20 protein-coding genes and 1 pseudogene are annotated in these 23,794 nt (G+C 70.1%); 7 read left to right on the plus strand and 14 right to left on the minus strand.

The features are described from left to right. Positions 1–299 precede the first annotated feature (299 nt). The 6 genes from AB2385_RS07185 to AB2385_RS07210 all read right to left on the minus strand — a co-directional run bounded on the left by AB2385_RS07185 (position 300) and on the right by AB2385_RS07210 (position 4,314). Positions 300–1,292: a biotin--[acetyl-CoA-carboxylase] ligase gene (locus AB2385_RS07185; RefSeq protein ID WP_367654274.1), complete on the minus strand. Its 993-nt coding sequence runs from the start codon at positions 1,290–1,292 to the stop codon at positions 300–302. A gap of 363 nt (positions 1,293–1,655) precedes the next feature. Beyond that, positions 1,656–2,165, minus strand: a complete 510-nt coding sequence (locus tag AB2385_RS07190; RefSeq protein WP_367654275.1) for a hypothetical protein — start codon at positions 2,163–2,165, stop codon at positions 1,656–1,658. Further along, on the minus strand, positions 2,149–2,535 hold the full coding sequence (locus AB2385_RS07195) for an Hsp20/alpha crystallin family protein (protein WP_367654276.1): 387 nt from the start codon (positions 2,533–2,535) through the stop codon (positions 2,149–2,151). Before AB2385_RS07195 ends, AB2385_RS07190 begins: the two co-directional genes overlap by 17 nt. Continuing rightward, on the minus strand, positions 2,504–3,241 hold the full coding sequence (locus AB2385_RS07200) for a hypothetical protein (protein ID WP_367654277.1): 738 nt from the start codon (positions 3,239–3,241) through the stop codon (positions 2,504–2,506). Before AB2385_RS07200 ends, AB2385_RS07195 begins: the two co-directional genes overlap by 32 nt. A 543-nt stretch (positions 3,242–3,784) precedes the next feature. After that, positions 3,785–4,069: a hypothetical protein gene (locus AB2385_RS07205; RefSeq protein WP_367654278.1), complete on the minus strand. Its 285-nt coding sequence runs from the start codon at positions 4,067–4,069 to the stop codon at positions 3,785–3,787. Beyond that, positions 4,066–4,314 (minus strand): hypothetical protein, encoded by a 249-nt coding sequence (locus AB2385_RS07210; RefSeq protein WP_367654279.1) that lies wholly within the window; start codon positions 4,312–4,314, stop codon positions 4,066–4,068. Before AB2385_RS07210 ends, AB2385_RS07205 begins: the two co-directional genes overlap by 4 nt. A gap of 88 nt (positions 4,315–4,402) precedes the next feature. Between AB2385_RS07210 and AB2385_RS07215 the strand changes: the two genes are divergently transcribed. The 4 genes from AB2385_RS07215 (at position 4,403) to AB2385_RS07230 (ending at position 11,235) form a co-directional block, all read left to right on the plus strand. Further along, positions 4,403–4,654 carry a spore germination protein gene (locus tag AB2385_RS07215; RefSeq protein ID WP_367654280.1) on the plus strand — a complete coding sequence of 84 codons (252 nt, stop codon included), beginning with the start codon at positions 4,403–4,405 and terminating at the stop codon, positions 4,652–4,654. 193 nt (positions 4,655–4,847) lie between these two features. Beyond that, positions 4,848–9,773, plus strand: coding sequence for a tetratricopeptide repeat protein (locus tag AB2385_RS07220; protein ID WP_367654281.1), 4,926 nt, complete (start codon positions 4,848–4,850; stop codon positions 9,771–9,773). Between the two features lie 209 nt (positions 9,774–9,982). Continuing rightward, entirely contained in the window at positions 9,983–10,453 is a 471-nt protein-coding gene (gene mscL, locus AB2385_RS07225) for a large conductance mechanosensitive channel protein MscL (RefSeq protein ID WP_367654282.1), read from the plus strand. Between the two features lie 5 nt (positions 10,454–10,458). Further along, positions 10,459–11,235, plus strand: coding sequence for an alpha/beta fold hydrolase (locus AB2385_RS07230; RefSeq protein ID WP_367654283.1), 777 nt, complete (start codon positions 10,459–10,461; stop codon positions 11,233–11,235). A gap of 84 nt (positions 11,236–11,319) precedes the next feature. Here AB2385_RS07230 and AB2385_RS07235 read toward each other — a convergent pair whose 3' ends face one another. The 3 genes from AB2385_RS07235 to AB2385_RS07245 all read right to left on the minus strand — a co-directional run bounded on the left by AB2385_RS07235 (position 11,320) and on the right by AB2385_RS07245 (position 13,680). After that, positions 11,320–11,901, minus strand: a complete 582-nt coding sequence (locus tag AB2385_RS07235) for a DJ-1/PfpI family protein (protein ID WP_367654284.1) — start codon at positions 11,899–11,901, stop codon at positions 11,320–11,322. 376 nt (positions 11,902–12,277) lie between these two features. Next, positions 12,278–12,568, minus strand: a complete 291-nt coding sequence (locus tag AB2385_RS07240) for a sulfurtransferase TusA family protein (RefSeq protein WP_367654285.1) — start codon at positions 12,566–12,568, stop codon at positions 12,278–12,280. Between the two features lie 17 nt (positions 12,569–12,585). Then, the gene (locus AB2385_RS07245; RefSeq protein ID WP_367654286.1) at positions 12,586–13,680 is read right to left on the minus strand and encodes a YeeE/YedE family protein; all 1,095 of its coding nucleotides are present in this window, start codon (positions 13,678–13,680) and stop codon (positions 12,586–12,588) included. Between the two features lie 359 nt (positions 13,681–14,039). Here AB2385_RS07245 and AB2385_RS07250 point away from each other — a divergent pair. The 3 genes and pseudogenes from AB2385_RS07250 to AB2385_RS07260 all read left to right on the plus strand — a co-directional run. Further along, positions 14,040–14,204: pseudogene (locus tag AB2385_RS07250) on the plus strand (flagellar assembly protein A); the annotation flags it as partial. 6 nt (positions 14,205–14,210) lie between these two features. Next, positions 14,211–15,290, plus strand: coding sequence for a FapA family protein (locus AB2385_RS07255; RefSeq protein WP_367654287.1), 1,080 nt, complete (start codon positions 14,211–14,213; stop codon positions 15,288–15,290). Between the two features lie 51 nt (positions 15,291–15,341). Then, a complete protein-coding gene (locus AB2385_RS07260; protein ID WP_367654288.1) occupies positions 15,342–16,577 on the plus strand; it encodes an EAL domain-containing protein in 1,236 nt (411 codons plus the stop codon). 74 nt (positions 16,578–16,651) lie between these two features. On the opposite strand, the gene AB2385_RS07265 is transcribed toward AB2385_RS07260, so the two are convergent. From AB2385_RS07265 to AB2385_RS07285, 5 genes are all read right to left on the minus strand, one after another. Continuing rightward, positions 16,652–17,383 carry a PspA/IM30 family protein gene (locus AB2385_RS07265; protein ID WP_367654289.1) on the minus strand — a complete coding sequence of 244 codons (732 nt, stop codon included), beginning with the start codon at positions 17,381–17,383 and terminating at the stop codon, positions 16,652–16,654. Between the two features lie 25 nt (positions 17,384–17,408). After that, positions 17,409–19,097, minus strand: coding sequence for an ATP-binding protein (locus tag AB2385_RS07270; protein ID WP_367654290.1), 1,689 nt, complete (start codon positions 19,095–19,097; stop codon positions 17,409–17,411). A gap of 237 nt (positions 19,098–19,334) precedes the next feature. Further along, a complete protein-coding gene (locus AB2385_RS07275; protein WP_367654291.1) occupies positions 19,335–20,474 on the minus strand; it encodes a hypothetical protein in 1,140 nt (379 codons plus the stop codon). Between the two features lie 107 nt (positions 20,475–20,581). Continuing rightward, positions 20,582–22,711: an ATP-dependent DNA helicase RecG gene (gene recG, locus AB2385_RS07280; protein ID WP_367654292.1), complete on the minus strand. Its 2,130-nt coding sequence runs from the start codon at positions 22,709–22,711 to the stop codon at positions 20,582–20,584. Positions 22,712–22,900: 189 nt separating this feature from the next. Next, positions 22,901–23,572, minus strand: coding sequence for a TraX family protein (locus AB2385_RS07285; protein ID WP_367654293.1), 672 nt, complete (start codon positions 23,570–23,572; stop codon positions 22,901–22,903). Positions 23,573–23,794 lie beyond the last annotated feature (222 nt).

Raw genomic sequence — 23,794 nt, forward strand, 5'->3', positions numbered from 1 at the left:
ACCCCGCCCCTCCCCCCCGGACCGCCGATCCCGACCCGGGGGCAACCGTTCCGACAGTTTTTCGCACCCCTCCGCCCCATCCCCCTGCGATTCTCTATCACTTCGTACTTGAAACATCCCTTCCCCCCGTCTCGTACCCCATCCCGGCCTCCCAGAACATGACCCCCGAACCGTCACCCCCGGCCCGGGGGCAACTATTCCGATCGCTCTAGTCTGGCCGCAGGCATGAGCAAAGGCTGCCCCGATGTCCTCACACCGGACGATCGGCGCAGCCTCAACAGCGCGCACCAAAGCTTCCCTCACGCCGGGCGCAGCGAGACCTCCCCGGAGAGCACCCGGTGCAGGCAGCCGTCTGCGTCCCGCACGAGCAGGGCCCCGTCGTCGTCCACGTCCTGGGCGACGCCTTCCAGGGTCACCTGCCCCCCCAACCCGTGCACCCTCACGGGGCGGCCCAGCGTCACCGACAGGCTACGCCAGCGGCTGAGCACCTGGGGGAACCGGCCGGCCAGCAGATCGTCGTAGGCTTGCTCGAACCGGCTCAGAATGGCCTGCACCAGGACGGCCCGGCGCACGCCGATCGCGCCCTCGAGCGCCAGCGAGGTCGCCGTCTCCCGCAGCGCCGGGGACATCTGCTCCCGCCTCAGGCCGACGTTCACGCCGATGCCCAGGACCACGAAGGCGACCCGGTCCAGTTCGGCCTCCATCTCGGTCAGGATGCCGCAGAGTTTCCGACCCTCCAGCTGAACGTCATTGGGCCACTTGATGCCCGCGGGGAGGCCGGTCATATCCCGCACGGCCTCCGTCACCGCCACGGCCGCCGCCAGCGTGATGCGGGGCGCCTCGTGGGGGGGCAGGGCCGGGCGCAGCACCAGCGACATGGCGATCGCCGCCCCGGGCGGGGTAAGCCACGACCGACCGAGGCGCCCCTTGCCCGCCGTCTGCTGGTCGGCCAGCACCAGCAGGCCCTCGGGCACGCCTTTCCGGGCAAGGTCCTTGGCCAGGTCGTTGGTGGAGCCCACCGTCTCCCGGTACTCGATGACCCGGCCCAGGCGCCGGGTGGTGAGGCCGGCGCTCACTTCCTCAGGCGTGAGCAGGTCGGGCCGGGCGATCAGCCGGTAGCCCTTGCGGGGGGCAGCCTCCACCTGGTAGCCCAGGGCCCGCAGCGCCTCCACATGCTTCCAGACGGCAGTGCGGCTCACTCCGATCCTGCGGGAGATGGCCTCTCCGCTCACCCAGCTGTCGCCCGCGGCGGCGAAGAGGGCGAGCAACTCCGCAGCGGTGTCCGTCGGCATGGTGCGATCCCCCCGGGTGCGTCCATCTGGGTGAAGTTTACCGCACCACCGCCGGGGGATCAACGTGCGGGGTCGGCCGCCGGGTGCGGACGGCGGGGCCCTGGGGCAAGGGGAGCGGCGGGCTGCCGGGTATACCCGACCCCGGCCCGGGCAAGGAACCGTGGGCTGCTGGATGCCCCGTACCTCGGACCCCCGGGCGGAACAGCCACAGCGCACGGTAACCCCGTCCTCATCCCCCCGGGCGGAACAGCCACAGCGCACGGTAACCCCGTCCTCCCCCCCCGGGCGGAACAGCCACAGCGCACGGTAACCCCGTCCTCATCCCACCGGGCGGAACACCCGCAGCGCACGGTGACCCCGTCCTCATCCCACCTTATCGGGCACGTGCAGCACCGCCACCCCGTCACTCCCGGTCCCGGGGCTGGCCCTTTGAAAGCGCAGGGCCAGCAAGCCGTCCTCATATGACGCGGCGGCCGCCGGCCGGACAGGGGCCGGCAGCGTGACGAGGCGCGAACAGTACCCGGTAAAGCGCTCGCGCTGTAAGTACAGCCCGTCGGGCAGGCGGTCGGGGAGGTACGCCTCGATGAGCAACTCGGTGGGGCCCACGAGGCTCACGCTTACCTGCTGGGGACTCGTCAACCCGGGAAGGACCGCCTCCACCACGACTTCGTGGGGCGTGACGTAGATATCCAGCGGCGGCCCCGTGCGGGCGGCGGTCCGGGCGGCGCCGCCGGCTCTCCCCCGGGGCTGCGGAACCTTTTTCGGCGGGGTCCCGGCCCGCCCCAGCTCCCGCCAGAGGTCAGCGCTGATCGCCTCGCCCAGGGCCTCCAGCTGCTCTGCGATGCGCTCGATGGCGCTACCCGTGTCGTTCAAGTCTCCCCGCCTCCCTCGGCTGCCAGTGCAGATGGACCGCCTCGGCCCGCACGCGCATGTCCAGGGTGAGCACGCCGTCCTGAAGCGACACGGCGACCTGGCCGGCGTCCACCGGCAGGGGCAGGTGGACCGTCCGGGAGAAGGGGCCGTAGGTGCGCTCGCCCAGGGCGAGGCTCTCCCGGGGCAGCGGGTGCCGGTAGGCGACCGTGCCCTCCAGCAGCACCTGCCGGTCACCCACGATGCTCACCCACAGGTCGGAGGGCCTGACCCCGGGCACCGCGGCCAGCAGGATCAGGCGATCGCCCCGGCGGACGAGGTCCACCGGCGGTCCGGCCCGTTCAGGGGGTGGTCCCTCGTGCATGGTTGTCATCTCTCTCGCTCCCTTCGGCCCGGGGCGGGGGCCAGACCTGCACGCAGCGGGTGGAGTCGTGCGGCGGCGGATTGTGCGCCGGCCCGGGCGGCGGGGACTTGGCCTCTGCAGCGGCGGGATCGGGGCGTGCCAGCGCCCGGCGGCGGCTGACCACGCTGTTGGGCAGCGCCCGGACGGCGCTTCCACCCGGTGGCGGTGCGGGCTTCACGCCCCCCTCCGCTCCTGGCGTCCCCAGTGCTTTCGCACGAGACGAACCGCCTTGAGCCGGTACGGCCTTGCCACCCTGCCGCTCCCGGTGCGCGGCGGGCGCCTCCTTGCGACTCTGGCGCCGGGACTGGCCCTCTTCGCCCGAAGCCCGCCCCCCGCTGGTCGGCGCCGCCTGTGCGGCGGAGGTACCCTCGCGGCCCTCGCCTCCGCCCCCTCCCCCGTTTCGGGGCGTGGGCGGCGCCAGCCGCAGGCTGTGCGTGATCCCGATGTTCAGTTCGCCCGCCAGCTCCTGCACGTCGATATCGCCCAGGTGGAAGGCCAGCGTCCCGACATCCAGGTGCTCCACCTGCATCTGCACCGGCGGGCGCGCCACCATCGCCTCGAGCGCCGCCGCGAGGCGGTCCAGCGTCCTGACTGCCTCATCGAGCTGCCGCAGAAGCTCCGGCACGTTGGGCAGCCCGGGGCCGCCCTCTGGGTGCGACGGACGGTGCCCGCTCATGCCGTCCCTCCTTCGGCCCCTCGCCGCCGCGGGCTGCCGCCTCCTGGTGGTCCCACCGGAAGCGGAAGGTGGCGGGGTTCGCCGGGCCCGCGGCGGCGACCGTCCCGGCCGAAAGGGGCACGCGGACGGCGCTTCCCGGCATGGTGCGGTTACCGGAACGTACCCCCGGACCCGGCTGGGTACCGGCCCCGGTACGGACCCCGACGCCAGGGCGTGTGACGGCTCCCCGCGATAACCCTCCGCCCGGTCGTGCAGCCGCCGCCTCGGGGACCCCCGCATCCGGCTGCACACCCGGCTGGGCGCCTGCGGCGGAGGGGGCACCTGCAGACAGCGAGTAGATCAGCCCCTGGTTGATCCACGCCGAAGCCCAGTCTCCCTGGATGCCGATGAACTGGTTGCTGCAGCCCCCGCCGCCGTCACCGCCCGCAACCCGGGAGAGGCCGAAGTTCACCGAACCCCCGCTCAACCCGTTCACCTGCATCAGGCCCACGTTCGCGGCTGCGGAAGCGTATCCGGGCGACCAGCAAGGGAACGGCAAGCCGGTCACCCCCCAACCTGGAACCCTGTGATGTTGGCGTAGGGGGTGTCGGACCAGTCCGCGTCGGCCAGGAGCCCGTACCAGACCCCGCCCCAAGAGCCGTCGCCCAGGAAGTCCAGGAGCGAGTTGCCCTTGCTGTTGCTGGTGGGGAACGACACGTCCGTGACGCCTGTGCCCACCACCCCGCTGGTACTCACGCCGTTCACCTTGAAGGCCCAGATGTTGATGACCGGCGCCGAGTAGCTGGGACCGAGGTTGGGCGGCACGGCGGGCGCAAAGCCGTACATCACCGACGGTCACTCCCAGCGGCCGGACCCTGTGCGGACGGGGTCAGGCCCCAGGCGCCGGCGTCGATGCCGTCGTCGTCGCCGATCCACCCGAACCCCACCGCGGCCCGGCCCAGGTCGCCCGTGACGACGCTGGCGCCCACCGTGCCCTTGCCCGACGACCCGGCGCCGCGGATGACGGTCCGGCCCACGGCGACCACGCCCGCGACGTCTGCCACCTCCACAACCCCGAAATGCAGATGATCCACCCGCCATCACCTCCGCCGACTGCGGCCCCCGCCGCTATCTCCACACTATGCGACTCGGGCATATGGTGTCTGGAAAGGGGGAAGGCGCGTGACCGTCGAGTTCCACATCCACATGATCAAGGTGAACGGCATCGAGTCCTCGTCGGCCTTCACCATCGGCACCAATCTGCTGATCGGCTTCGGCAGCCAGAGCAAGTCGCTGAGCGGCGGAAACTCCATCACCGGCGACAGCGGCCGAGCGCCGAACCTCTTCAGTGCCATCGACGACCGGGACTACATCGACACCCCCTTCTGGCAGGTGAGTCCGGGCGTGGGCGACCCCGGGATCGACCTGGCGTGAGCCGGCGCCAACGAGAGCGGAGTCCGCCAGCGCCCGGCACGGCCGCCCACCCGTCCGACCGACCCGCGCGAGCAGGAGAGCCATCGTCGACCACGCGGCGTGGGCTCTCCGCCGCGCCCCCCGGAAGCCCTGGCCCCGAGGCGCCGTTTGTAGTACACTTGGCGGGTAGACATTTCAGCATTGGAGGATATGTATGCAACCTGTGTTCGAGCGCTGCGCCGCCCAGCTCAGGGCACACCAGTACGCGGCGTGTATCGAGCAGCTCCGCGCACTGGCCCGCACCGCCCAGACTGCAGACGAGCTGCTCGTCGCCGCCCGGGTGGCGAGTGCGGCGCTCTGCTATGGTCTTGAGCTGCGCCTGGTGCGGCGTGCGGCCCGCATCGACCCTTGCCCCGCCCAGGTCACGCTCTACCTGGCGGCCACCTACCTCGAGCGCGGCCGCTACCTGGAGGCCGAGGAGATCCTCACCCCCTGGGTCGAGTCCGAAAGCTGGACCCCGGCCCAGCGGTCGGAGGCGCTCGGCCTGCTGGCCGCCTCCTACGCCGCACGTCGCCGGTTCCGGAGCGCCGCCGGGGCCATCGAGCGCGCTGCCCGGCTGGCCGCCCAGGCGGGCCCGGAGGCCGAAGGCGAGCTCACCTACATCCGCCTCTCCCTCCTCGCCTACGAGCACCGCTGGGAGGAGTGCGCCGAAGGCGTCTCACAATACCTGGAAGCGCACGGCGACGACCCCCGCCCCTACTTCCTGCTGGCCCTCTGCCTGGAGCACCTGGGCCGGGCAGACGACCTCCTGCGGACGCTGGAGACCGCCTGCGACCAGTTCCCCGAGCACCCGCGCCTCCTCCTGCAGCTTTCGTCGGCCGCCTGGACCGTGGGCCGCACCGACCAGGCCGAGCAAGTGCTGGAGCGGGTCGCGGCCATTCTCCCCAGGCACCGCGCCGCCCGCATGCTGCGCCGCGCCCGCGCGATGATGCATGAGCCCGGCAAGCGCCTTCCGGTCCCGCCCATGGTCCAGGGGCACAACCACTGCTTCCCGGCCTGTCTGGCCATGGTCCTGGCCTATTACGGCCGGCCTGCGGATCAGCGCGCCGTGGGCAGGGCCGTCATGAAAGGGCAGTCCGGCACGCCGCTCTTCCGGGCCCTCCGGTACCTGGAACAGGAGGGCTGGGTGGCCCGCACCTTCCGGGCGACCCCCGACCGCGTGAAGGCCCTCATCGACCGGGGCGTGCCGCCCATCCTGGGGATCGAATGGGCAGGCGGGGCGCACGTCCACATCTGCGTGGGCTACGACGACACGTGGCTCTACATCCAGGACCCGGGTTCTTTCAGGCGACGCCACCTGCGGCTGACCGGCTTCGACGAGGTGTACGCCCACTCCGATTACTGGGCCCTGGCGTTCGTTCCGCCGGAGTCGGCCGCCCTGCTGGACGTGCTGCCGCCCGAGGACGACGCCGCCATCCGTCGGATGCAGTCCTGCTGGGAACACCTGTCGGCAGGGCGCCGTGAGGAGGCCCGGATCCTGTTCGAAGCGATCGACCAGGGCGAGCTCACGCTTGCCCGGGCCCTCTTCCGCCTGCGGGTCTGGCCCCGCCTGGGCTCCCGCACCGGGGCCCTGGCTGCCGCAGACTGGCTGCTGGCCCACTATCCCCGGCACCGGCAGATCCGGCTGGAAGTGGCGCAGCACCTGATGCACATGGACGAGGACGACCGGGCGGCGGCCATCGTCCGGGAGCACCCGGGCCGGCTGCAGTCCGAGGCGCTGGTCATCCTCGGATCGGCCGCCCGCAGGGAGTCACTCGAGGAGGCCCGCCGGCTCTTCCGCAAGGCGGCCATCGCCGACCCGCACAGCACCACTCCCCTGCAGTGCTGGGGCCAGGTGGAAGGCCAGGCCGGCAACCTGGAGCGGGCCGAAGCGCTCTTCCTGGCGGCCTACGAGATGGAGCCCTCCCCCGGAATCGCCGCCGACCTCGCCCACCTGCGCCACCGCCAGGGGCGACCTGCGGAAGCCGTGGCGGCCTTCCGCGCGGTCCTCCGGGAGGAGCCGTTCTACCCCTGGGCCTGGTGGATGCGCGCCGAGGCCCACTGGGCGCTGGGGCAGTACCGGGCGGCCGCCCGCTGCCTGCGCATCGCCATCGCCCAGGAGCCCGACGGCGCACACCTGGTGGACAGGCTGGCCGACCTCTACCGCGACACCGGCCAGCTCGAGCGAGCCGTCGCCCTCCTCCGCTCGAGCCCCCTTCTGGCCACCTCGGCAGACCTGCAGTATTCTCTGGCGGTCCTCCTAGGGGCGCAGCACCAGTGGCCCGACGCGCTGGCGGCGGCGCAGAGCGGGATGCACCAGTTCCCGGATGACTGGCGGTTCGGCCCGTTCGCGGCCGAAGCGCTGCGCATGACCGGCCGCCGGGACGAGGGCCGTGCCCTGCTCTCCCGGCTCGTTCGCGAGCGTCCGGACCACGCCTACATCCGGGCCCGCTTCGGTCGCTTCCTGCTGCTCGAGGGCGAGGTCGACGAGGGCATCCGCCAGATTGATCGGGCGCTGGAGCTTGATCCCGACTGGAAAGACCCGCTGGACTGGGCCCTTGCGGCCGCGGAGAAGCTGGAGCAGCCCGTGCCGCTGCTCGACTACCTCACCTCCAGGCTGACCCGTGAAGGGGACCCCAGGCGCCTGGCCGAACTGGCCCGGGCCTGGGTGGAGCACGACGCTCCCCGTGCCCGGCAGCTGGCCTTGGCCGCGTGGGGACAGGCATCGGCCCCGGCGGAGGCCATCGGCAAGGTCGGTGAGGTGCTGTACCTGGCCCTGGACCTGCACGCTGCCCTCAGGGCGCTCCGCGAGGCGCTGCGGCGGCAGCGCGTCTACCCCTGGGCGTGGTGGCGCCGGTCCCACGTGCACTGGGCACTGGGGCAGCGCCGGGCCGCCCTGCGGTCCCTGCGCATGGCCGTGGCGCAGGACCCCCACTCGGACGTCCTCCTGAACGAGCTGGCCGGACGCTACCAGGAGCTGGGCCAGGCGGAAAGGGCGGTGGCCCTCCTTCAGGCGAGCCCCCTCACACCCGGGTCGTTCGACCTGCGACACCGCCTGGTCGAACTGCTGCTCGAGTGCGGCCGCCACGAAGACGCCCTCGCGGCCACGGAAAGCGCCCTGCGGGAGATGGGCGCCCCTGGCCGGTTCGGGCCGCTGGCCGCCTCCGCCCTGGTACGGCTGGGACGGGACGAGGAGGCGAGGGCGCTGCTCACGCGCCTCTGCGAGGAGGCCGAGGCGGCCGTCGACGGCCTCGGCCTGGGATCGCTGGCCGAGGAGTGGCTGGAGCACGACGCGGCCGAGGCGGTCCGCTGGGGGCGCAGGGCGGCCGAGCTGCTGGGGGAGGACCCATCGGACCAGCTCGCGTTCGCCCACCTGCTGCTGGAGGCCGGCGACCGGGACGGCGCAGAGGAGGTGCTGGAGCAGCTGGCCCGTACGTCCCCGTCGGCCCCGGTTTTCCACGCCCTCTCCCAGGTCGCGGCCAGACGGAGCGACCCCGACGGGCAGGTTGCCTGGCTCCACCGGGCAGTGGACGCGGCGGCCAGTCCCGAGGAGGTGCGCCGTTACGCCGACCAGCTGGGCGACGTGCTGGAGGAGCGGGGCCAGACGGCCGAAATCACGGCGCTGATGAACCGGATCGAGGGCCGGGTGGACGAGGCCTGGCGGCGCACGTACCTGGGGTACGCCGCCGAGCTCACCGGGGAGTACAGCGAGGCGGTGGCGCACTACCAGGCGGCGCTGGCCATTGACCCGCTGTTCCGCTGGGCCCACTTCCGCCTGCCGCTCGCCCTCCTGCGGCTGGAGCAGTGCGACGAGGCCATCCGTGCGGCGGAGGCCACCGTCTCCCGGTGGCCGGGAGACGCCGCCATGCACTGGCTCCTCGGCCGGTGCCTGCTCCAGGCCGGCCGGCGGGATGAGGCGGCCTCCCGTTTCCGGTCGTCTTTGCACCTCGATCCGAACGCGGCGCAGCCGCGGCGGGGGCTCTGGGAGGCCCTGCAAGATGGCGGCCCTGCCGTCCTGGAGGAACAGCTCGCAGGTCTGCCCGCTGTCGCGCGGGCCGTCGCCCTCTGGTGGTTCGGCGAGTGGTGGCGGGAGGAAGGCGACATGGAGAGCGCCGTGGCCGCGTGGAAGGCGGCCGCGGCAGCCGACCCGGCCGACCCCGACCCCCACATCCGGCTGGCGCAGGCCGCACTGGAAGCCGGCGACCAAGAGGGCGCCTGGCACCACGGGGTCGAGGCGCTCCTTCGGGACTCCACCCTTCCCGACCTCCTCGCAGACCTGCTGGAGCGGACCGACCCAGCAACCGCCGCCGCGGCACTCTCCGCCGCGGTGGAACGTGTGGGCGACAGTCGCCGCAACCTGCGCGCCGGTCTGCTCTACCTGGTAGGCGAGTGCTGGCGGAAGATGGGGCGGTTCCGGGAGGCCGTTGCCACCTGGGAGCGGGCGGTGGCGGATTACCCCTTGCAGCGGGGTGCGGCCTGGCGGCTCGCACAGGTCTACCGTACCCGCAACGCCTGCCAGAAGGTGGTCGACCTGCTGGCGCCGCTGGACGAGGAAGGCCGGTTGCCCACCGACAAGGAGATGCTGCTGGTCCAGTACCTGGAGTGCGCGCTGGCCTGCGGGCGCCCGCGCCGCCCGCACTGGCGCCGGCTCATCCGGGAGCGGATGGAGACCGTGCTGGCCCAGCTGCGGAGCGGGAACCTGGGACTGACGGCGCGCCTCAACGCCCGGGGGGAGCTCATGGAGTTGGGGCGGCTCTACGCGCGGCTGGAGGTCGAGTTCGGCAATCCCCAGGCCGCCCGCTACGGCAACGTCGCCGAAGACGACCTGCTCTTCGCCGTTCGGCTTGCGGCCTTCCGCTACCGCACCCGGAGGCGGCCCCCGCCCCTGGACGTTCGCCCCGGCGAGTCGACGGAACCCGCCGCTGCCGGGCCGATCGGGGGGCGGACGGGCGCGCGGAACCTGTGGAATCGGAACTTGGTGGCCCCGGCCCTGCTCCTCCTCGTGGTCCTGGCGCTCTGGCCCGGGACGGTTCTGCCGAAGGTCTTGCTGGTGCTCGCTGCGAACGTGCTGGTGCTGGTGTTCCTGATGAGTCTGTTATGACGTGCGGCCGCGGCTGCACCAGGTGCGGCCGCGGCAGGGGGAGAGCCACCCGGGATGCGGTGCGCGGGCACGGCGATCGCGGCGGTTGCGGGCGTCTTGCCCTTGACCATCATCCCGTTGGTCCGGGCGCTCCGGCAGTGAAAGCCGGCTCCCGGCGAGCCCGGGATAGGCTACAATAAGGGCGAACTGGCGATACAGGAGGAATTCTCATGCTCACAGAGTTCAAGCGGTTCGCCCTGAAAGGAAACGTGCTCGACCTGGCTGTCGGCGTGGTGGTAGGTGCAGCCTTCAACCAGATTGTGAACTCCCTGGTGAACGACCTGCTGATGCCGCCCCTCGGCTTCATCGTGGGCAAGGTAGACTTCTCCAGCCTCTACCTCAACCTGAGCCGCACGCAGTACGACTCGCTGGCCGCGGCCCGGGAGGCCGGCGCCCCCGTGATCGCCTACGGCGCCTTCCTCAACAGCGTCATCAACTTCCTCATCGTTACCTTTGCCGTCTTCCTGCTGGTCCGCCAGGTGAACCGCTGGCGTCCCACGCCCCCGCCCGAGCCGGCGAAGACGAAGGAGTGCCCCTACTGCCTGTCCACCATCCCCCTCAAGGCCGTGCGCTGTGCCCACTGCACGGCTGACCTGGGCCAGCCGCCCCAGGAACCTGCGCCCGCAGCGGTGCGGGAGTGATCGCCATGTCCTTGCCGTGCCAGGTCTCCGGACCGCCGACTGCCCCCCCGATCCTCTTCCTCCACGGCGGCGGGGTGAGCGGGTGGATGTGGGAGCCCGTGGTCCGGCGCCTGGAGGACCGCTTTCGCTGCCTGGTGCCGGACCTGCCCGGCCACGGCCGGCTGTCCTGCGACCGCTTCTCCTTTGCGGGCGCCGTCGACCGCCTGGCCGAGTTGATCCGCACCGGGGCCAGCGGCGGGCCGGTTCACGTGGTTGGCCTCTCGTTGGGCGCGCAGACGGCCCTGCACCTGATCGCCCGCCACCCCGATCTGGTGGGCCGCGCCGTCGTCTCGGGGACCCTCACCCGCTCCCTGCCCGGTGTGGGCCCTTACCGGTTCGTACTGCGGCTCACGTTTCCCCTGGCCCGTCGGGACTGGATGATCCGCGCCAACGCCCGGCAGCTCGGCATCCCGCCGGCCTACATGGGGCAGTTTCGCACCGACACCCTGCAGGCCTCCGCCGCGGGGCTCGAGGCGGTCGTGGCGGAGAACATGTCGTTTCAGCTGCCGCCGGCGCTGGCGACCTCGCCGGTGCCGCTCCTGGCCCTGGTGGGCGAGCGGGAACTCCGGCTGCTGCGCACCTGCGCGCGGCAACTGGCGCAGACCTTGCCCCGCGCCCGGGCCTGCCTGGTCCCCGGCGCCGGCCACACGTGGTGCCTGCAGGACCCGGACCTCTTCGCCGGCGTGGTAGCTGCGCATGTGGCGGACGAACCCCTGCCGACGGATCTGGTTCCTCTGGCATGAGGAACCGGGGTCTGAGGCCCGTGGATGGATGCGCAAAAGCCCTCCGCCCCGTGCTCCGGGGCGGAGGGCCTTGTTGTGAACAGCCTACGGTTCGATCTTCGTCCCCAGCACCTTCAGGAACTGGGCGATCCAGGCCGGATGGGCGGGCCACGCCGGGGCGGTCACCAGGTTGCCGTCCGTGTGGGCCTGGTCCACCTCGATGTTCACGTACTCGCCGCCCGCCAGCGCCACCTCGGGGCTGCAGGCCGGATAGGCAGAGCAGGCCTTGCCCTTCAGGACCCCCGCCGCCGCCAGGAGCTGCGCCCCGTGGCAGATGGCGGCGATGGGCTTGTTGGCCTCGGCGAAGTGGCGCACCATCGCCAGCACCCGGTCATTCAGCCGCAGGTACTCCGGCGCCCGACCGCCCGGGATCACCAGGGCGTCGTACGACTCGGCCTCCACCTGGTCGAAATCAGCGTTGAGCGTGAAGTTGTGGCCGGGCTTCTCGCTGTAGGTCTGATCACCCTCGAAGTCGTGGATGGCCGTGCGCACCTTCTCCCCCGCCTTCTTGCCGGGGCAGACGGCGTGCACGGTGTGGCCGACAGCCTGCAGCGCCTGGAAGGGAACCATCACCTCGTAGTCCTCGACGAAGTCGCCGACGATCATCAGGATCTTCTTCGCGCTCATGCGATCGACCCCTTTCGTGAGAGATGATCCTGGGCGTCTTACGTCTTTCGCCACAGAGGGGGGCCTGCCCTTCCGGTTTCTCGCGAAATTTTTCTCAACTCGCGCGCCGCACCACAGGGGCTGCCGCCAACGGGCTGCGCACGCGCCCGCCGTTCAGACGCTCCCCTGCTCCAGGGCGTGGCGCGCGTTCCCGAGGGGCCGCGACCCCCACCCCGCCGGTCGCCATCCCAGCCAGATCGCCCGGACACCGCCCGGATTGCATCACGATGCGGCCCCGCTCTCCGTCCCGCCCTCCCATGGGGCGGGGTCACGGAGCATCGGGGCCGCTTCCCGCTTCAGCCTGCGCCGGGTCCGGATAGCCTCAGAGCGCCTGCGGTCACCGCTCGCTGGGGATGGTGCAGCTGTAGTCCTCCGGCGTGATGCGCTCCGGCGCGTCTCCCCGCTTCCGGATCACGATGCGCCACTGCGCCGGGCCGGTCTTGGCGAATGACTCGATCACGTGCCCTGCGCCGGTGGCCCATCGGGGGAGCGACTCGGTGGCCTGGTTGCAGTCGAAGTCGATCACCAGCCGACCGCCGGGCTCCACCAGGTTGATCTTCTGCTTGGCGATCACCAGCGGGTAGGGGCAGGGTTCCCCCAGCACATCCACCACGAGTTCCTTCACCACGTCGCGTCCCTCCTTGCTCAGTCGCCGTGGGCCAGGCCGGGCAGGGCGGCCTGCCGCGCCTCCGCCCGACGGGCGGGCAGCACCAGGAACAGGTATGCCCCGAGCCAGGTGCCGAGAATGGTGAACAGGGTGGCCGTCCAGCCGTTCAGCGAGAACTGGGACACCGCCGTGAGGCCGTTGCCGATGTTGCAGCCCCGGGCCAGGGTGGCGCCGAAGCCCATGCCGAGCCCGCCCACGATGTGCTGCAGCAGGCGGGCGGGACCCGGGGCCCGCAGGCGGAACTCACCGGCGGCCCTGGCGGCGATGAAGCTGCCCACGGGGATGCCCAGCACCAGGAAGCTGCCCCAGTCCAGGGCGGAGGCGTCGCCCGAGGCCACCAGGAACCGGAGGAGCCCGGCGGTGGGACCGGTGATGCCCAGGCCGGCCATCCGGCCCGTGCTGATGGAGGTCAGCCAGGCAATCACCGCCACGAGGCCGACCGCGAGGCCCGTCACCGGCCAGGACCAGCCCCGGCCGAAGACCGCCCGCCAGAGCGGGTGGCGGCCCTCCTCCACCGGGGTGCGCCAGGCGGGCGCCGGGGCCCGGCGTGCGCCGATCAGGAAGGCGAGGGAGACCAGCCACAGCGCCGCCACGAGCAGCCACGGACTCACCCCCAGCGCCCCGTAGAGGCTCGTGGAACCGTTCAGCGTGACCATCGGGCCCTGGATGCGCTGCACGATCGGCGTCAGGGCACCGCTGCCCCGGCTGGCGAGGGCGCCGATGCCATAGAACACGGCAGCCACCAGCGAGCCCACCATGCCTTCCCCGATGCGGTAGTACGTCCCCGAGGCGCAGCCGCCTGAAAGGATCAGCGAGAGGCCGAAGATGAGTCCGCCCACGCCCGCGGCCAGCCACTGGAATGGATCCTGCCCGAACTGGATGATGCCCGCGGCGTGCAGGGCAAAGACGCCCGTCGACTGGACGGCCAGCGAGAGCACGTAGGCCTTGAACAGGGTGGCGTCGCGGGTGAGGTAAAGGTCCCGGAACCCGCTGGTCATGCAGAACCGTCCCCGCTGAAGCACGAATCCGAACAAGACCCCCGTCAGTCCCCCGGCCAGCAGAGTCCCTAACATGCAGTACCCTCCCCCAAATTCCGAGTACACCGATCTGTTTTATTAAGATCGTCGTTGAAGTGGATTCTACTGTTTCCCGTGTACTCTGTCAACAGTGATTTGCGGGTCCGCTCACCTGTAACGGAAGCGCGTGCGGTTAGCGGCCGGAGGAGAACGTCAGTCTCGGTAGCCGGGCGTCCAAGTTCCGCACGGCACACGCCTGCGTACATCGGAACGCCGTAGGCCCTTTGGGGGATTCCTTCCATTCCTGCATAGGTATCAACTACCATTCGGATCAAAGTTTCATGAGTACGAAAGTGTAGCAAAAGTTCATTGCACTGTTAACTGCGTAGCCATTACACCGTGTTCAGGTCGAACCGGGTCAGGTATTGGCTCGCCTGATCCCTCACGAAGAAGGGCGACCCGGGTACGATGTGACGGGTCGGCTCCTGCAGCCACCCCCTGCACCGCAGGTCAGCTTGCGTGCAGGATCTGGCACACAACCCGACGCCGACGGCACCCAAGTAGTGGCCACCGCATCTGGGCGCCCTGTGCTGCTCTCCATCGAGCCCGACGTCTGCCGGGTCGCCATCGTCCCGGTGACAAAGCTGAGCGGCCCACTCGTGGAAAGCACTGAGCCCTACCGCTTCGAAGGCGATGTGGTGGTCGAGGGTGACGTGAGCGGCGGAGTGACGCTCCAGGCCGGCGGATGGATCTGGGTGAAAGGTTCGGTCCACGGTGCAACGCTGGAGGCCCGCCAGGGCATCTGGGTGGACCGATCCGTGAAGTGGGCGCGCCTTACCACCCGGGCGACGCGTATCTTGCTCATGCAGTTCCAGCAGCAGGTGCAGGCGATCCTGACAGACCTGACGCAGATGTGCGAGTACGCCAAGCAAATCGTTGGCCATCCTCGCTACGCCGAACTCACACGGTCCCGGTCCTTCGGCGAGGTCATGCTCCTGCTGGCTCAGCAACAGTTCGGTCCCCTGCAGCGACGGATTCGCAGCGCCCGCCGGATCCTCGCGGGCCTCAACATCCAGGAAGCGCAGGTGAACGCGGAGGCCGTCCTCAACGCCCTGGAGCACGCGCTGTACACCGGTGCCCTCCCCTCCATCGCGGAGATCGTTCAGTTCACCGACGCCCTGGCCGAAGCCGCACATCGGACCATCGATCTCCTGGGGGCCGGCGGCAGAGATGCCCCGGTGCATACCTACGTCCTGATTGGCTCGGAGGTCGATGCGGACGGCGACGTCGTGATCCACGGGTCCGGGGCAGAACAGAGCGTGATCCGGGCTAGGGGAAGCGTACAGGTGAACTACCTGCGTGACTCCCGAGTCAAGGCAAGTTCCGCCGTCACTGTGGAGACCGTGGCTGCGTCCCTCAACGACTCCCTCCTTCTGGAGGTCGAGCCCGGTGGCCGGATTCGTGTGGGCACAGCCACTGTGCCCACGCCGGTCCGTATCGGTGACTGGTCCCGCACCCTCGCCCAGCGGGTACGAAACGTTCAAATCGAATCCAATTACCAGGGCGTGATCAACGTGACCCAGTCCACATCACCCAACCAGGGCGGTGACCCGTTCTGCCCACCCGACCTGCCCCAGTACGGGATGGGAAACTCGGTTGACAGCTGAGGCCGAGGGAACAGGAACTGGCCACTACTGCTACCGAAGGAGTGTCGTAGAGTGCGAAGGCGTGTCTGGCCCCGTTCACGTGACATCGACGCGGCAGCCACCCGTCAGGCCCGGGGTGCCGATGCGATGCTGCGCCTGACAGTGGATCGTCTGGAGTCGGCAGCTGAGGAAGACGCCAGCGACGTGGCCGTGCGCGCCGCCATCCGGGAGGTCGTGCAATCCGAGGATCAAGTGACTCGACGGGCGCACGGCAGGTTTGAGGTCGTGTTGCAGAGCGTCGACCTGGACGGTGCGCGCCGTGTCGGGGAAAGGTTGCTTGAAGCCCTGCGAACCTCTCTGGCCGGCATTCCGGGCATCACCCTGTCCATCTCCATCGAGTTGGCCGTGCTCTCTGGAGAGGCACAGTCAGACCAGGTGGTCGTCCTGGCGGATGCAGCGCCGTCCATCGGCCAGGACCACGCTGCAACCGCTGCTGACCCTCCCGCCGGTCCCGAGAGCCAGGACCAGGACGTGTGGAGGCGGCGCATCCAGTCGGCCGCTGCGACCAACCGTCTCGTTCTGCACTATCAGCCCGTGATCCGGCTGGCCGACGGTTCGGTCCAGTACTGGGAAGCCCTCCTGCGGATGAAGGACGATCACGGGGGGCTGCTCCTCCCGGGGGAGTTCCTCCCCTACGCGTTCCGTTTCGGCCTGATGCCCCATCTGGACCTCTGGGTCGTGGAGGCGGTGCTCCAGACCCTGGCCGGCCATCCCGGCCTGTGCGTGGCAACCAACCTGTCGCTGCAGACCATCAGGCATGACGACACGATGGAACGGATCGAGCAGGCCGTGCGCGCCCGACAACTCCGGTCCGGTCAACTGATGTTCGAGGTGGCAGAGGTCGCCACAGAAGCAGACGTAGAACGGGTTCAAGCCTGGGGCAGACGGCTGAGGAGCCTCGGCTGCTGGTTCGCCCTCGATCACTTTGGTCTGGACGGCGCCACCTCGCTGGAGCGGCTGCGCAGGATTCCGGTCGACGTGGCGAAAGTAAACAGCGGTTATCTGCAGCAACTGCTGGACGAAGCCGGGCGCGCCAGCTTCGTCGAGGCCGTTCGCGCGACTTGCCGGTCAGCGAACATCCGGTTGGTGGCCAGCTGCGTCGAGTCGGAAACGGCAGTCGAACGGCTTCGGGCAGCGGGTATCACCTTGGGCCAGGGCTTCTTGTGGGGACAGCCCGCACCTATGGAAACGGTGGCGGAGAAGCTGTCATCGGCCCCCGGCGCCGGCGGTGTTCACCCGTCGGATTAGCCCCAGATTGCGTCGTTCCACAGATGACGGAACCCCTGCCGGATCCACCGGCAGGGGTTCCGTCACACCGTCGATCAGTTCTGCAGCTTCTCCTTGACGACGCGCCCCTCGTCCTCGGTCTGGGCCGGCTCGTCGCCGAACAGAGCCGCCAGCTTCTCCTCGGCACGGCTCCGGGCGGCGGAGGCCTTCAGGTTCCGCATGCGGGCGTCGATCGAGTTGCTGCCCAGCTCGGCGATGGCCTCCTCCTTCGCCAGCTTGCTCTGGATGAGCTCCTCGGCCTGCTTCAGCCCCTCGTTGATCTTGCCGGCGCCGCTCTCGGTGGCGAAGTTGGAACGGAGCTGGTTCATCTCCTTCTTCAGGTCGGCCAGATCGGCCTGGACCTTCAGCTGCTCGATCTGGCTCATCTTCTGGAACATCTCGGCCTGGAAGTTCTCGAACTCGCGGCGGGCGTTGTCGGCCTCGGCCTTGATGGAGTTGTAGGCCTCCAGGGCGGTGTTATAGGCCGCCTCCAGGTGCTCCTCCTGGATCAGCAGCTGAAGGGCCAGCTCGCGGTCGTTCTGCCGCTTGGCCTCCTGGATCAACCGCCGGCAGTCCTCCAACTCCTTCTCGGCCTGCTTCAGCTTGGCCAGGGCGACCTTCTCCCGGGCGATGATGTTGGCGGTGGTCGTGTTGTAGCGGACCTTGGCGGCGTTCAGCTGGTTCTTCAGGTCCTCCAGCATCGCCTTCGGGTTCTTCTCTTCCAGCCCGCCGATGAAAAGGGAGAAGAAGCCGCGAATCAACCGGGCCAACCGTGCGAAGAAGCCCATTACCCTCATCCTCCTTCAATCTTGCTTAGCGAAAATGCATCAGCTTGTAACGCTGCACCCGCTCCTCCAGGGCCTTCCGGTCGTCCAGCAGGTCCCGGAACTCGGGCGGAAGCACATCCTTGTCGTCGCACTCCAGGATCGCCAGGTCGGTCATGAACTGCACCTCGGCCGTGGAGGGACGAATCCGCTCCAGGGCGCCCTCGAGATCCGCGTTGGTGATCTCGTTCCGCCCGGCGTCCTCGGCCAGTTCCCAGGCCTTGAGCACCACCGCCTCCAGTTCGGCGCCGGTGTAGCCCTCGGTCCGGCGGGCCGCCTCCTCCCAGTCGGGCTCCCCGGCCATCCCGTAGCGACGGTGCACGGCCTGCAGGATCGCTACCCGCTCGGCCCAGCCCGGCAGCAGGAACGGGATCTTCCGGTCGAAGCGGCCGGGACGCTTCAGCGCCGGGTCCATCAGGTCGGGCCGGTTGGTGGCCGCCACGAAGACGATGCGCCCGCGGTTCTGCGGGTTCGACATGAAGTCCAGCATGCGGGCGAAGAGCCGCTGCTGCACCCCCGAATCGCCGCCGTTCCCCCGCTGGAGCAGCTGGTCGATCTCGTCGATCAGCACCAGGCAGGGCGCCAGCGACTGGATGCCGAGCAGCGCCTTCTCCAGGTTCTGCTCCGAAAGGCCCACGTAGGGTCCGAGGATCTTGCCGAAGTTCAGCTTCACGCCGTTCACGCCCGCCTCGGCCACCAGGGCGTAGAAGAAGGCGGACTTGCCCGTGCCCGAGGGGCCGGTGAGCAGCACCCCCAGCGGAACCCGCCGGTAGTTGCCGGTGCGCAGGGGCACAACGATGTTCTTGGCGGCGAAGAGCTTCGCCTCGGTGAGACCGCCCAGGGCGGTGAAGTCGAAGCGGGGCTCGACGACCTCCAGCACGTCGCCGAACTCGGCCCGGATCAGCGACTCCTTGCGGTCGCGGGCGAACTCGAGGGTGATGGGCTGCCCGGTGGCCTCGGCCCGGAGGCCGATGTCCTCGATGAGGATGCGGGAGAGGCCGGCCGTGGCGTTGGCCAGCTCGCGGGGTTCGACCGCCAGCTGCAGCCCCCGCTTCTCCACCATCGACTCGATGTACAGCAGGCGGGCCTCCAGGTCCGGCAGGGGCACCATGATCGACTCGATCTTGGTGGAGGCGAGGCGCAGGTGCGGGTGCAGCTCGGCCAGCGACCCGGCCAGCAGCACCACGGGGCTGCCCATCCGGTTGAGCCGCACGTCGGTTGCCCACTTCTTGACGAACGTGAGCGCCCGCAGTTCCTCCTGGCCCATGTTGGCCAGGTCCTCCACAGGCAGAATCGTCTCCGCCTGCTCAATCAGCACCGCTGCGGGCTCGCTGTAGATCAGCTTGTCGAGCAGGGCGAAGGCCTGGCCCGGAGCGACGGGAAGGCGCACCTCCTCGTCGGGCCGCACCCGCTCGCCCGTGAGGATGCGGATGAACTCCTCCCGCATCCCCGGCCAGGAGAAGGTGATGCCCTCGGCCCGGTTGTAGATGGCCACCACCCGGCGGGGCTTGCCCTGGGGGGCATAGGCGGGGTTCTCCAGGAAGTCCTGGATCACCACGTCGCGCACCCGCCGATTATCGGGACCTGCGTAGTCGTTCACGTTGAAGTGGAGCACGAAGAGATTCGCGATCGAGCTCTTGTACTTGAAGATGAGTTCTTCCAGCCACGGCGGGCGCATCCACCAGCCTCCCCTCACCCAACAGGCGCATTCGTTACACTAGATCGGGTAAGCGTGCGAAAAGGTTCACGAAGGAAGGCAAGCCGTGAACCCCATCCAGGTCCGCAGAGCACCGGGCGCAGGACGGCGGGCAGTCAACCCTGTGCATCCGCACGGCTGGCCTGCGCCGTTCCGAGGCCAACGGCTCAGCGGCCAGTTGCACCGTACGAGGTCCGGCAGGCGTCGGCTGCCTGACTGCTACGCGACCGAACCTCCATGCCGCCGGCGCCAGGTGCGCACTGCCACCCGGTTGGCAACCCCGGCGGACACCACCGCGGCCACCAGCCCCTGGCCGATGCCCACGAAGGCCGGCCCGTACGACTGCTCCCGCAGCGCAGGCAGCGCCATCAGCAGGTTCACCGCGAGCCACAGGTCCAGCGCGCCGCCCAGCAGCAGGCCGCCCACGGTGCCCACCCCCAGCGCCCACCCCCGCCCGGGAAGCCGTCCTGCCGCCCGTCCGATCCCGGCGCCGATGGCCACCGCGAGCGCAAGCACCACGGCGAAGCCCAGCCAGTAGTACGGGCCCGGATGCGGACCAAGGAACAGGCCCGAGCGGTCCATCACCGCAAAGGAGAGGTTCGCTTGGGGCAGGCCCGGGTACTCGGCCACGTACTCGCCGTCCTCCCGCCGGAAGTCCAGGTTGGCGGCGAAGTAGTACCGGCTGCCCTCCGGCGCCGCGACCCGGACCTCCAGCGGGCCGAAGGAGGCCCACCCCCGTGCCGGCAGGACCAGGTACTGGTAGTGGTGCACCCGGAGCGCGTAGCGGGTCCGGTCCCAGGCTGAGGGTTGCTCGTAGCGGACGGTCAGCTCCCCGGTGGCGCCCGCCGGCAGGTCCACGGTGAAGCGGTAGTAGCTCACCACCGGGTCGGTACCCACGAAGGCGCCGGGGGTGTAGGGCTCGCCGGTGACCGGATCCATCCACACGTCCACGGTGCCCCAGGCGCCGGCCATCTCGGCCCGCTCCTCCGGCGTGAACTGCGCCAGGTCCACCGCCTCCACCGCCAGGGGCTCGCCCTGCCAGGAGGCCGTGAGTGCGGCGGTTTCCCGGCCTTCCTGCACCACGAAGATGAAGGGCTGGTCGTCCAGCGCCGGCCCCCGGTTGGCCAGCGTGTACCGGGCGGTGACGGTGGCGCGGCTGAAGTCCGGGGCCAGGTCGAACCGCAGAATCTCGCCCAGCACGTGCACCTGGTCGCTCTTTCCCGGCAGCAGGGGACCGCCGGTGTTGCCCGAGAACCGGGGCGGACCGGCGTTGGCCCAGGCGACGGCGGTGGGGAGGCAGATCGCCAGTGCGAGCAGCGGGAAGAACCATCTGAGCCGGCACCTGGTTAGACGCACCATGTGCGGGCCCTCCCTTCACCATTCTTGACCGAGATTGGCGACAGATATAGAGAGCACGCTTCCGGGCAGGACAGGTGATCTGACGGGCCGTCGGTCCAGCACGCCTGTCAGCTCACGAGGATGAAGCCGAACTCCTCGCCCAGCCGCTCCTTCACGGCCTGGCGCAGGGCCTGGTGCTCGGGCTTGTGCAGTTGCGGGTCCTCCGCCACGATGCGGGCGGCCTCGGCCCGGGCCCGCTCCAGGATGGCCAGGTCCTGGATCGGGTTGGCCACCTTCAGGTCGGGCATGCCGTGCTGCCGGGTGCCGAAGAACTCGCCCGGGCCGCGCAGCTCCAGGTCTTTCTCCGCGAGTGCGAACCCGTCGCTGTACTTCTGCATGATCTGCAGCCGTTCCCGGGCTTCGGGCGTCTTGGGATCGGCGATGAGCACGCAATACGACTGGTGGCTGCCCCGGCCCACCCGGCCCCGCAGCTGGTGCAGCTGCGCCAGGCCGAACCGGTCGGCCCCCTCGATGATCATCATCGTCGCATTGGGCACGTCCACGCCCACCTCGATCACGGTGGTGGCCACCAGCACCTGGATCTCACCCCGGCGGAAGGCCTCCATCACCGCCTCCTTCTCCGCCGGCGGCAGCCGGCCGTGGAGCAGACCCATGCGCACCTCCGGGTACTCCGCCCGCAGCCGCTCGTACCACTCGGTGGCCGCCTGCGCCTGCAGCTTGTCCGACTCCGCCACCAGCGGGCAGACCACGTAGCCCTGCCGCCCGGCGGGGACCTCGGTGCGCATCAGGTGGTTGTACACCTGGCGGCGGGCCGCCTCCGGCCGCCAGTAGGTGCCCACCGGTCGCCGCCCCGGGGGCAGCTCGTCGATCACGGAAACATCCAGGTCGCCGTAAAGCGTGAGCGCCAGCGTGCGGGGGATGGGCGTGGCGGTCATCACCAGCACGTCGGGCACCACCTCGCCCTTCTGCTGCAGCCGGGCCCGCTGGCGCACGCCGAACCGGTGCTGCTCGTCGGTGATCACGAGGCTCAGATCCCTGAAGTTCACCCGGTCCTCGATGAGGGCATGCGTCCCCACGGCGATCTGCGCCGCGCCCATCTGGAGCAGCCCCAGGTTGGCGTCCCGCTCCTTCTTGGTGAGGCTGCCCGTCACCAGCACCACCTGCACCCCCAGCGGGGCGAAGATGCGGCGCAGGTTGAGGTAGTGTTGCTCCGCCAGGATCTCGGTGGGGGCCATCAGCGCGCCCTGGTGGCCGGAGTCCACCGCCTTCGCCAGAGCGAAGACCGCCACCATGGTCTTGCCGGAGCCCACGTCGCCCTGGATGAGCCGGTTCATCGGGCGGGGCGACTCCATGTCGGCCGCCACCTGACGGATCACCCGCTCCTGGGCGGCGGTGAGCCGGAAGGGCAGGCTCTCCCGGAGCCGGCGGGTTACCTCGCCCTCCGGCCCGTGGGCGATGCCCACCTGCTCGACCACCGTCTGCCGGCGCACCAGGTGCAGGCCGGTCTGCAGCACCAGGAGCTCCTCGAAGGCCAGGGTGGTGCGGGCCCGCTCCTTCTGGGCCTCGGAGTCCGGGAAGTGGATCGCCCGCCAGGCCTCGGCCATGGGCATGAGCCCCTGCCGCTCCCGCACGGCCGGGGGGATGGTGTCGGGCATCAGGTGGGCGGCGGTCTGCAGGGCGAAGTGGACTGCGCGGCGGATGTCCCGCGGGTTCAGGGAGCCGGTGAGCGGATAGACCGGCACGATCCGGCCGGCGTGCAGCGGGTCGGAGGCCGACTCCTCGTCGATGATCTCCCATTCAGGGTTCACGATCTGGACCTGCGCCCCCCGCCGCTCCACCGGGCCGGCGAAGAGGACCCGGGTACCGATGGGGAAACGCTTGGCCTGCCAGGGCTGGTTGAACCAGACGCCGGCGGCGGTGCCGGAGCCGTCGGAGATGATCACCCTGGTCAGGTTGAGGTTTCCCCGCACCCGCTGGTCCTGCACCATCACCACGGTGCCCATCAGCGACTCCAGCTGGCCGTTCTGCGCCTCGGCGATGCGCTTGAAGTGCGAGTAGTCCCGGTAGGCCCGGGGCACCCGCTCGATCAGGTCGCGGACCGTGCTGATCCCCTGCTTGGCCAGGTCCCTGGCCCGTGCGGGTCCGATGCCCTTCAAGTACTGGACCGGCATGTTCAGGGGATCGCCGTAGTAGCCCTTCGTCCTGGTCTTCGAATCGCTGCCGCTCGTTGGTGTCACCCAACTCACCTCGCCCGGACTTGTTCGCTGTCGCGGTGAGGGATTCCTGTAAGTCGCTGGCACGGGCGGAGAGGCGGTCACCCCTGCCCAGGTGCGCGGGCGCCAGCCCGGAAAAGCGCGGCCACGGCCCCGCACCCGCCGGGCGAGTGCCGGCGCGCCCCCGGACGGAACAGGGGGCGGAGGCACCTGCTAGATCCGACCCTGCAGGTACAGGGTCCAGGCCACCGCCGCGATCACCGCCAGGTGCGCCGGATAGAAGGCCCGGTAGAACCAGCGGCCCCGCATCAGGGGCGGGTAGCGCACGGGCAGGATCAGCAAGAGGGTACCGACCAGGCTGAACAGCTGAATCTGCCAGTGCGGCCCGAGAAGCAGCACGACGAGCACCGCCTGCGCAACGGGGAGCACCCACTTCCACTTGACGTACCGGTACAACAACAGCAGGGCCAGGAGGTAGGGACCGTAATCCACGGGCACCAGCCAGAAAAGGAAGAAGGCCGCGGCCAGCAGCGCCCCCTGCAGGGTGCGGGTCAGCGCAGGGAGCGGGCGGTGAAAGAGGCGCTCCACCAGCCGCGGGGTGTTGTCCAGCCCGGCGAAGACCCCGATGCCGGCCAGAAAGCCGGCCACGATGTTCACGTCGGGGTACCAGAGCGCCCAGAAGGGCACCTGTGCCGCCAGGGCGATCAGGAAGAGGCGCAGGGCATAGCGCCTGCGGCTGCGGGTGAGCTCGTAGCCCCGGACGATGCCGTAGGTGTAGAGCGGCATGGCGATGCGCCCGACGATGCGCATCCACACCGCCCCGGGAAAGAACACGGCCCCGATGTGGTCCACCAGCATCGTCAGCATGGCGATCCATTCCAGCACTTCGTGGGTCCCCCGATTAGTGAGGTTTCTGTTGACAATGACTGCGTGGTGCGGTTACCCGTTCGAACCTGAACCCTGTCACGGTGGTTTCGCCACCGGATGGACGGGGACCTGCAATCCCGGCGCTAGACCAAGTCGGCGGCCGGGCCGGCATGACCGCCCGGGTCTGCTCATCGCGGGCGAACCCCGCGACGCGCCTGCGGTGCACCCGTCCAGTGAGGC

The sequence above is a fragment of the Symbiobacterium sp. genome (genome assembly GCF_040797425.1).
GTDB lineage: Bacteria > Bacillota > Sulfobacillia > Symbiobacteriales > Symbiobacteriaceae > Symbiobacterium.

Coding starts and splice junctions, on each gene's coding strand:
- AB2385_RS07185 (WP_367654274.1), bottom strand. CDS start 1,292: ATGCCGACGGACACCGCTGCGGAGTTGCTCGCCCTCTTCGCCGCCGCG.
- AB2385_RS07195 (WP_367654276.1), bottom strand. CDS start 2,535: ATGACAACCATGCACGAGGGACCACCCCCTGAACGGGCCGGACCGCCG.
- AB2385_RS07200 (WP_367654277.1), bottom strand. CDS start 3,241: ATGAGCGGGCACCGTCCGTCGCACCCAGAGGGCGGCCCCGGGCTGCCC.
- AB2385_RS07220 (WP_367654281.1), top strand. CDS start 4,848: ATGCAACCTGTGTTCGAGCGCTGCGCCGCCCAGCTCAGGGCACACCAG.
- mscL (WP_367654282.1), top strand. CDS start 9,983: ATGCTCACAGAGTTCAAGCGGTTCGCCCTGAAAGGAAACGTGCTCGAC.
- AB2385_RS07230 (WP_367654283.1), top strand. CDS start 10,459: ATGTCCTTGCCGTGCCAGGTCTCCGGACCGCCGACTGCCCCCCCGATC.
- AB2385_RS07235 (WP_367654284.1), bottom strand. CDS start 11,901: ATGAGCGCGAAGAAGATCCTGATGATCGTCGGCGACTTCGTCGAGGAC.
- AB2385_RS07245 (WP_367654286.1), bottom strand. CDS start 13,680: ATGTTAGGGACTCTGCTGGCCGGGGGACTGACGGGGGTCTTGTTCGGA.
- AB2385_RS07265 (WP_367654289.1), bottom strand. CDS start 17,383: ATGGGCTTCTTCGCACGGTTGGCCCGGTTGATTCGCGGCTTCTTCTCC.
- AB2385_RS07270 (WP_367654290.1), bottom strand. CDS start 19,097: ATGCGCCCGCCGTGGCTGGAAGAACTCATCTTCAAGTACAAGAGCTCG.
- AB2385_RS07275 (WP_367654291.1), bottom strand. CDS start 20,474: ATGGTGCGTCTAACCAGGTGCCGGCTCAGATGGTTCTTCCCGCTGCTC.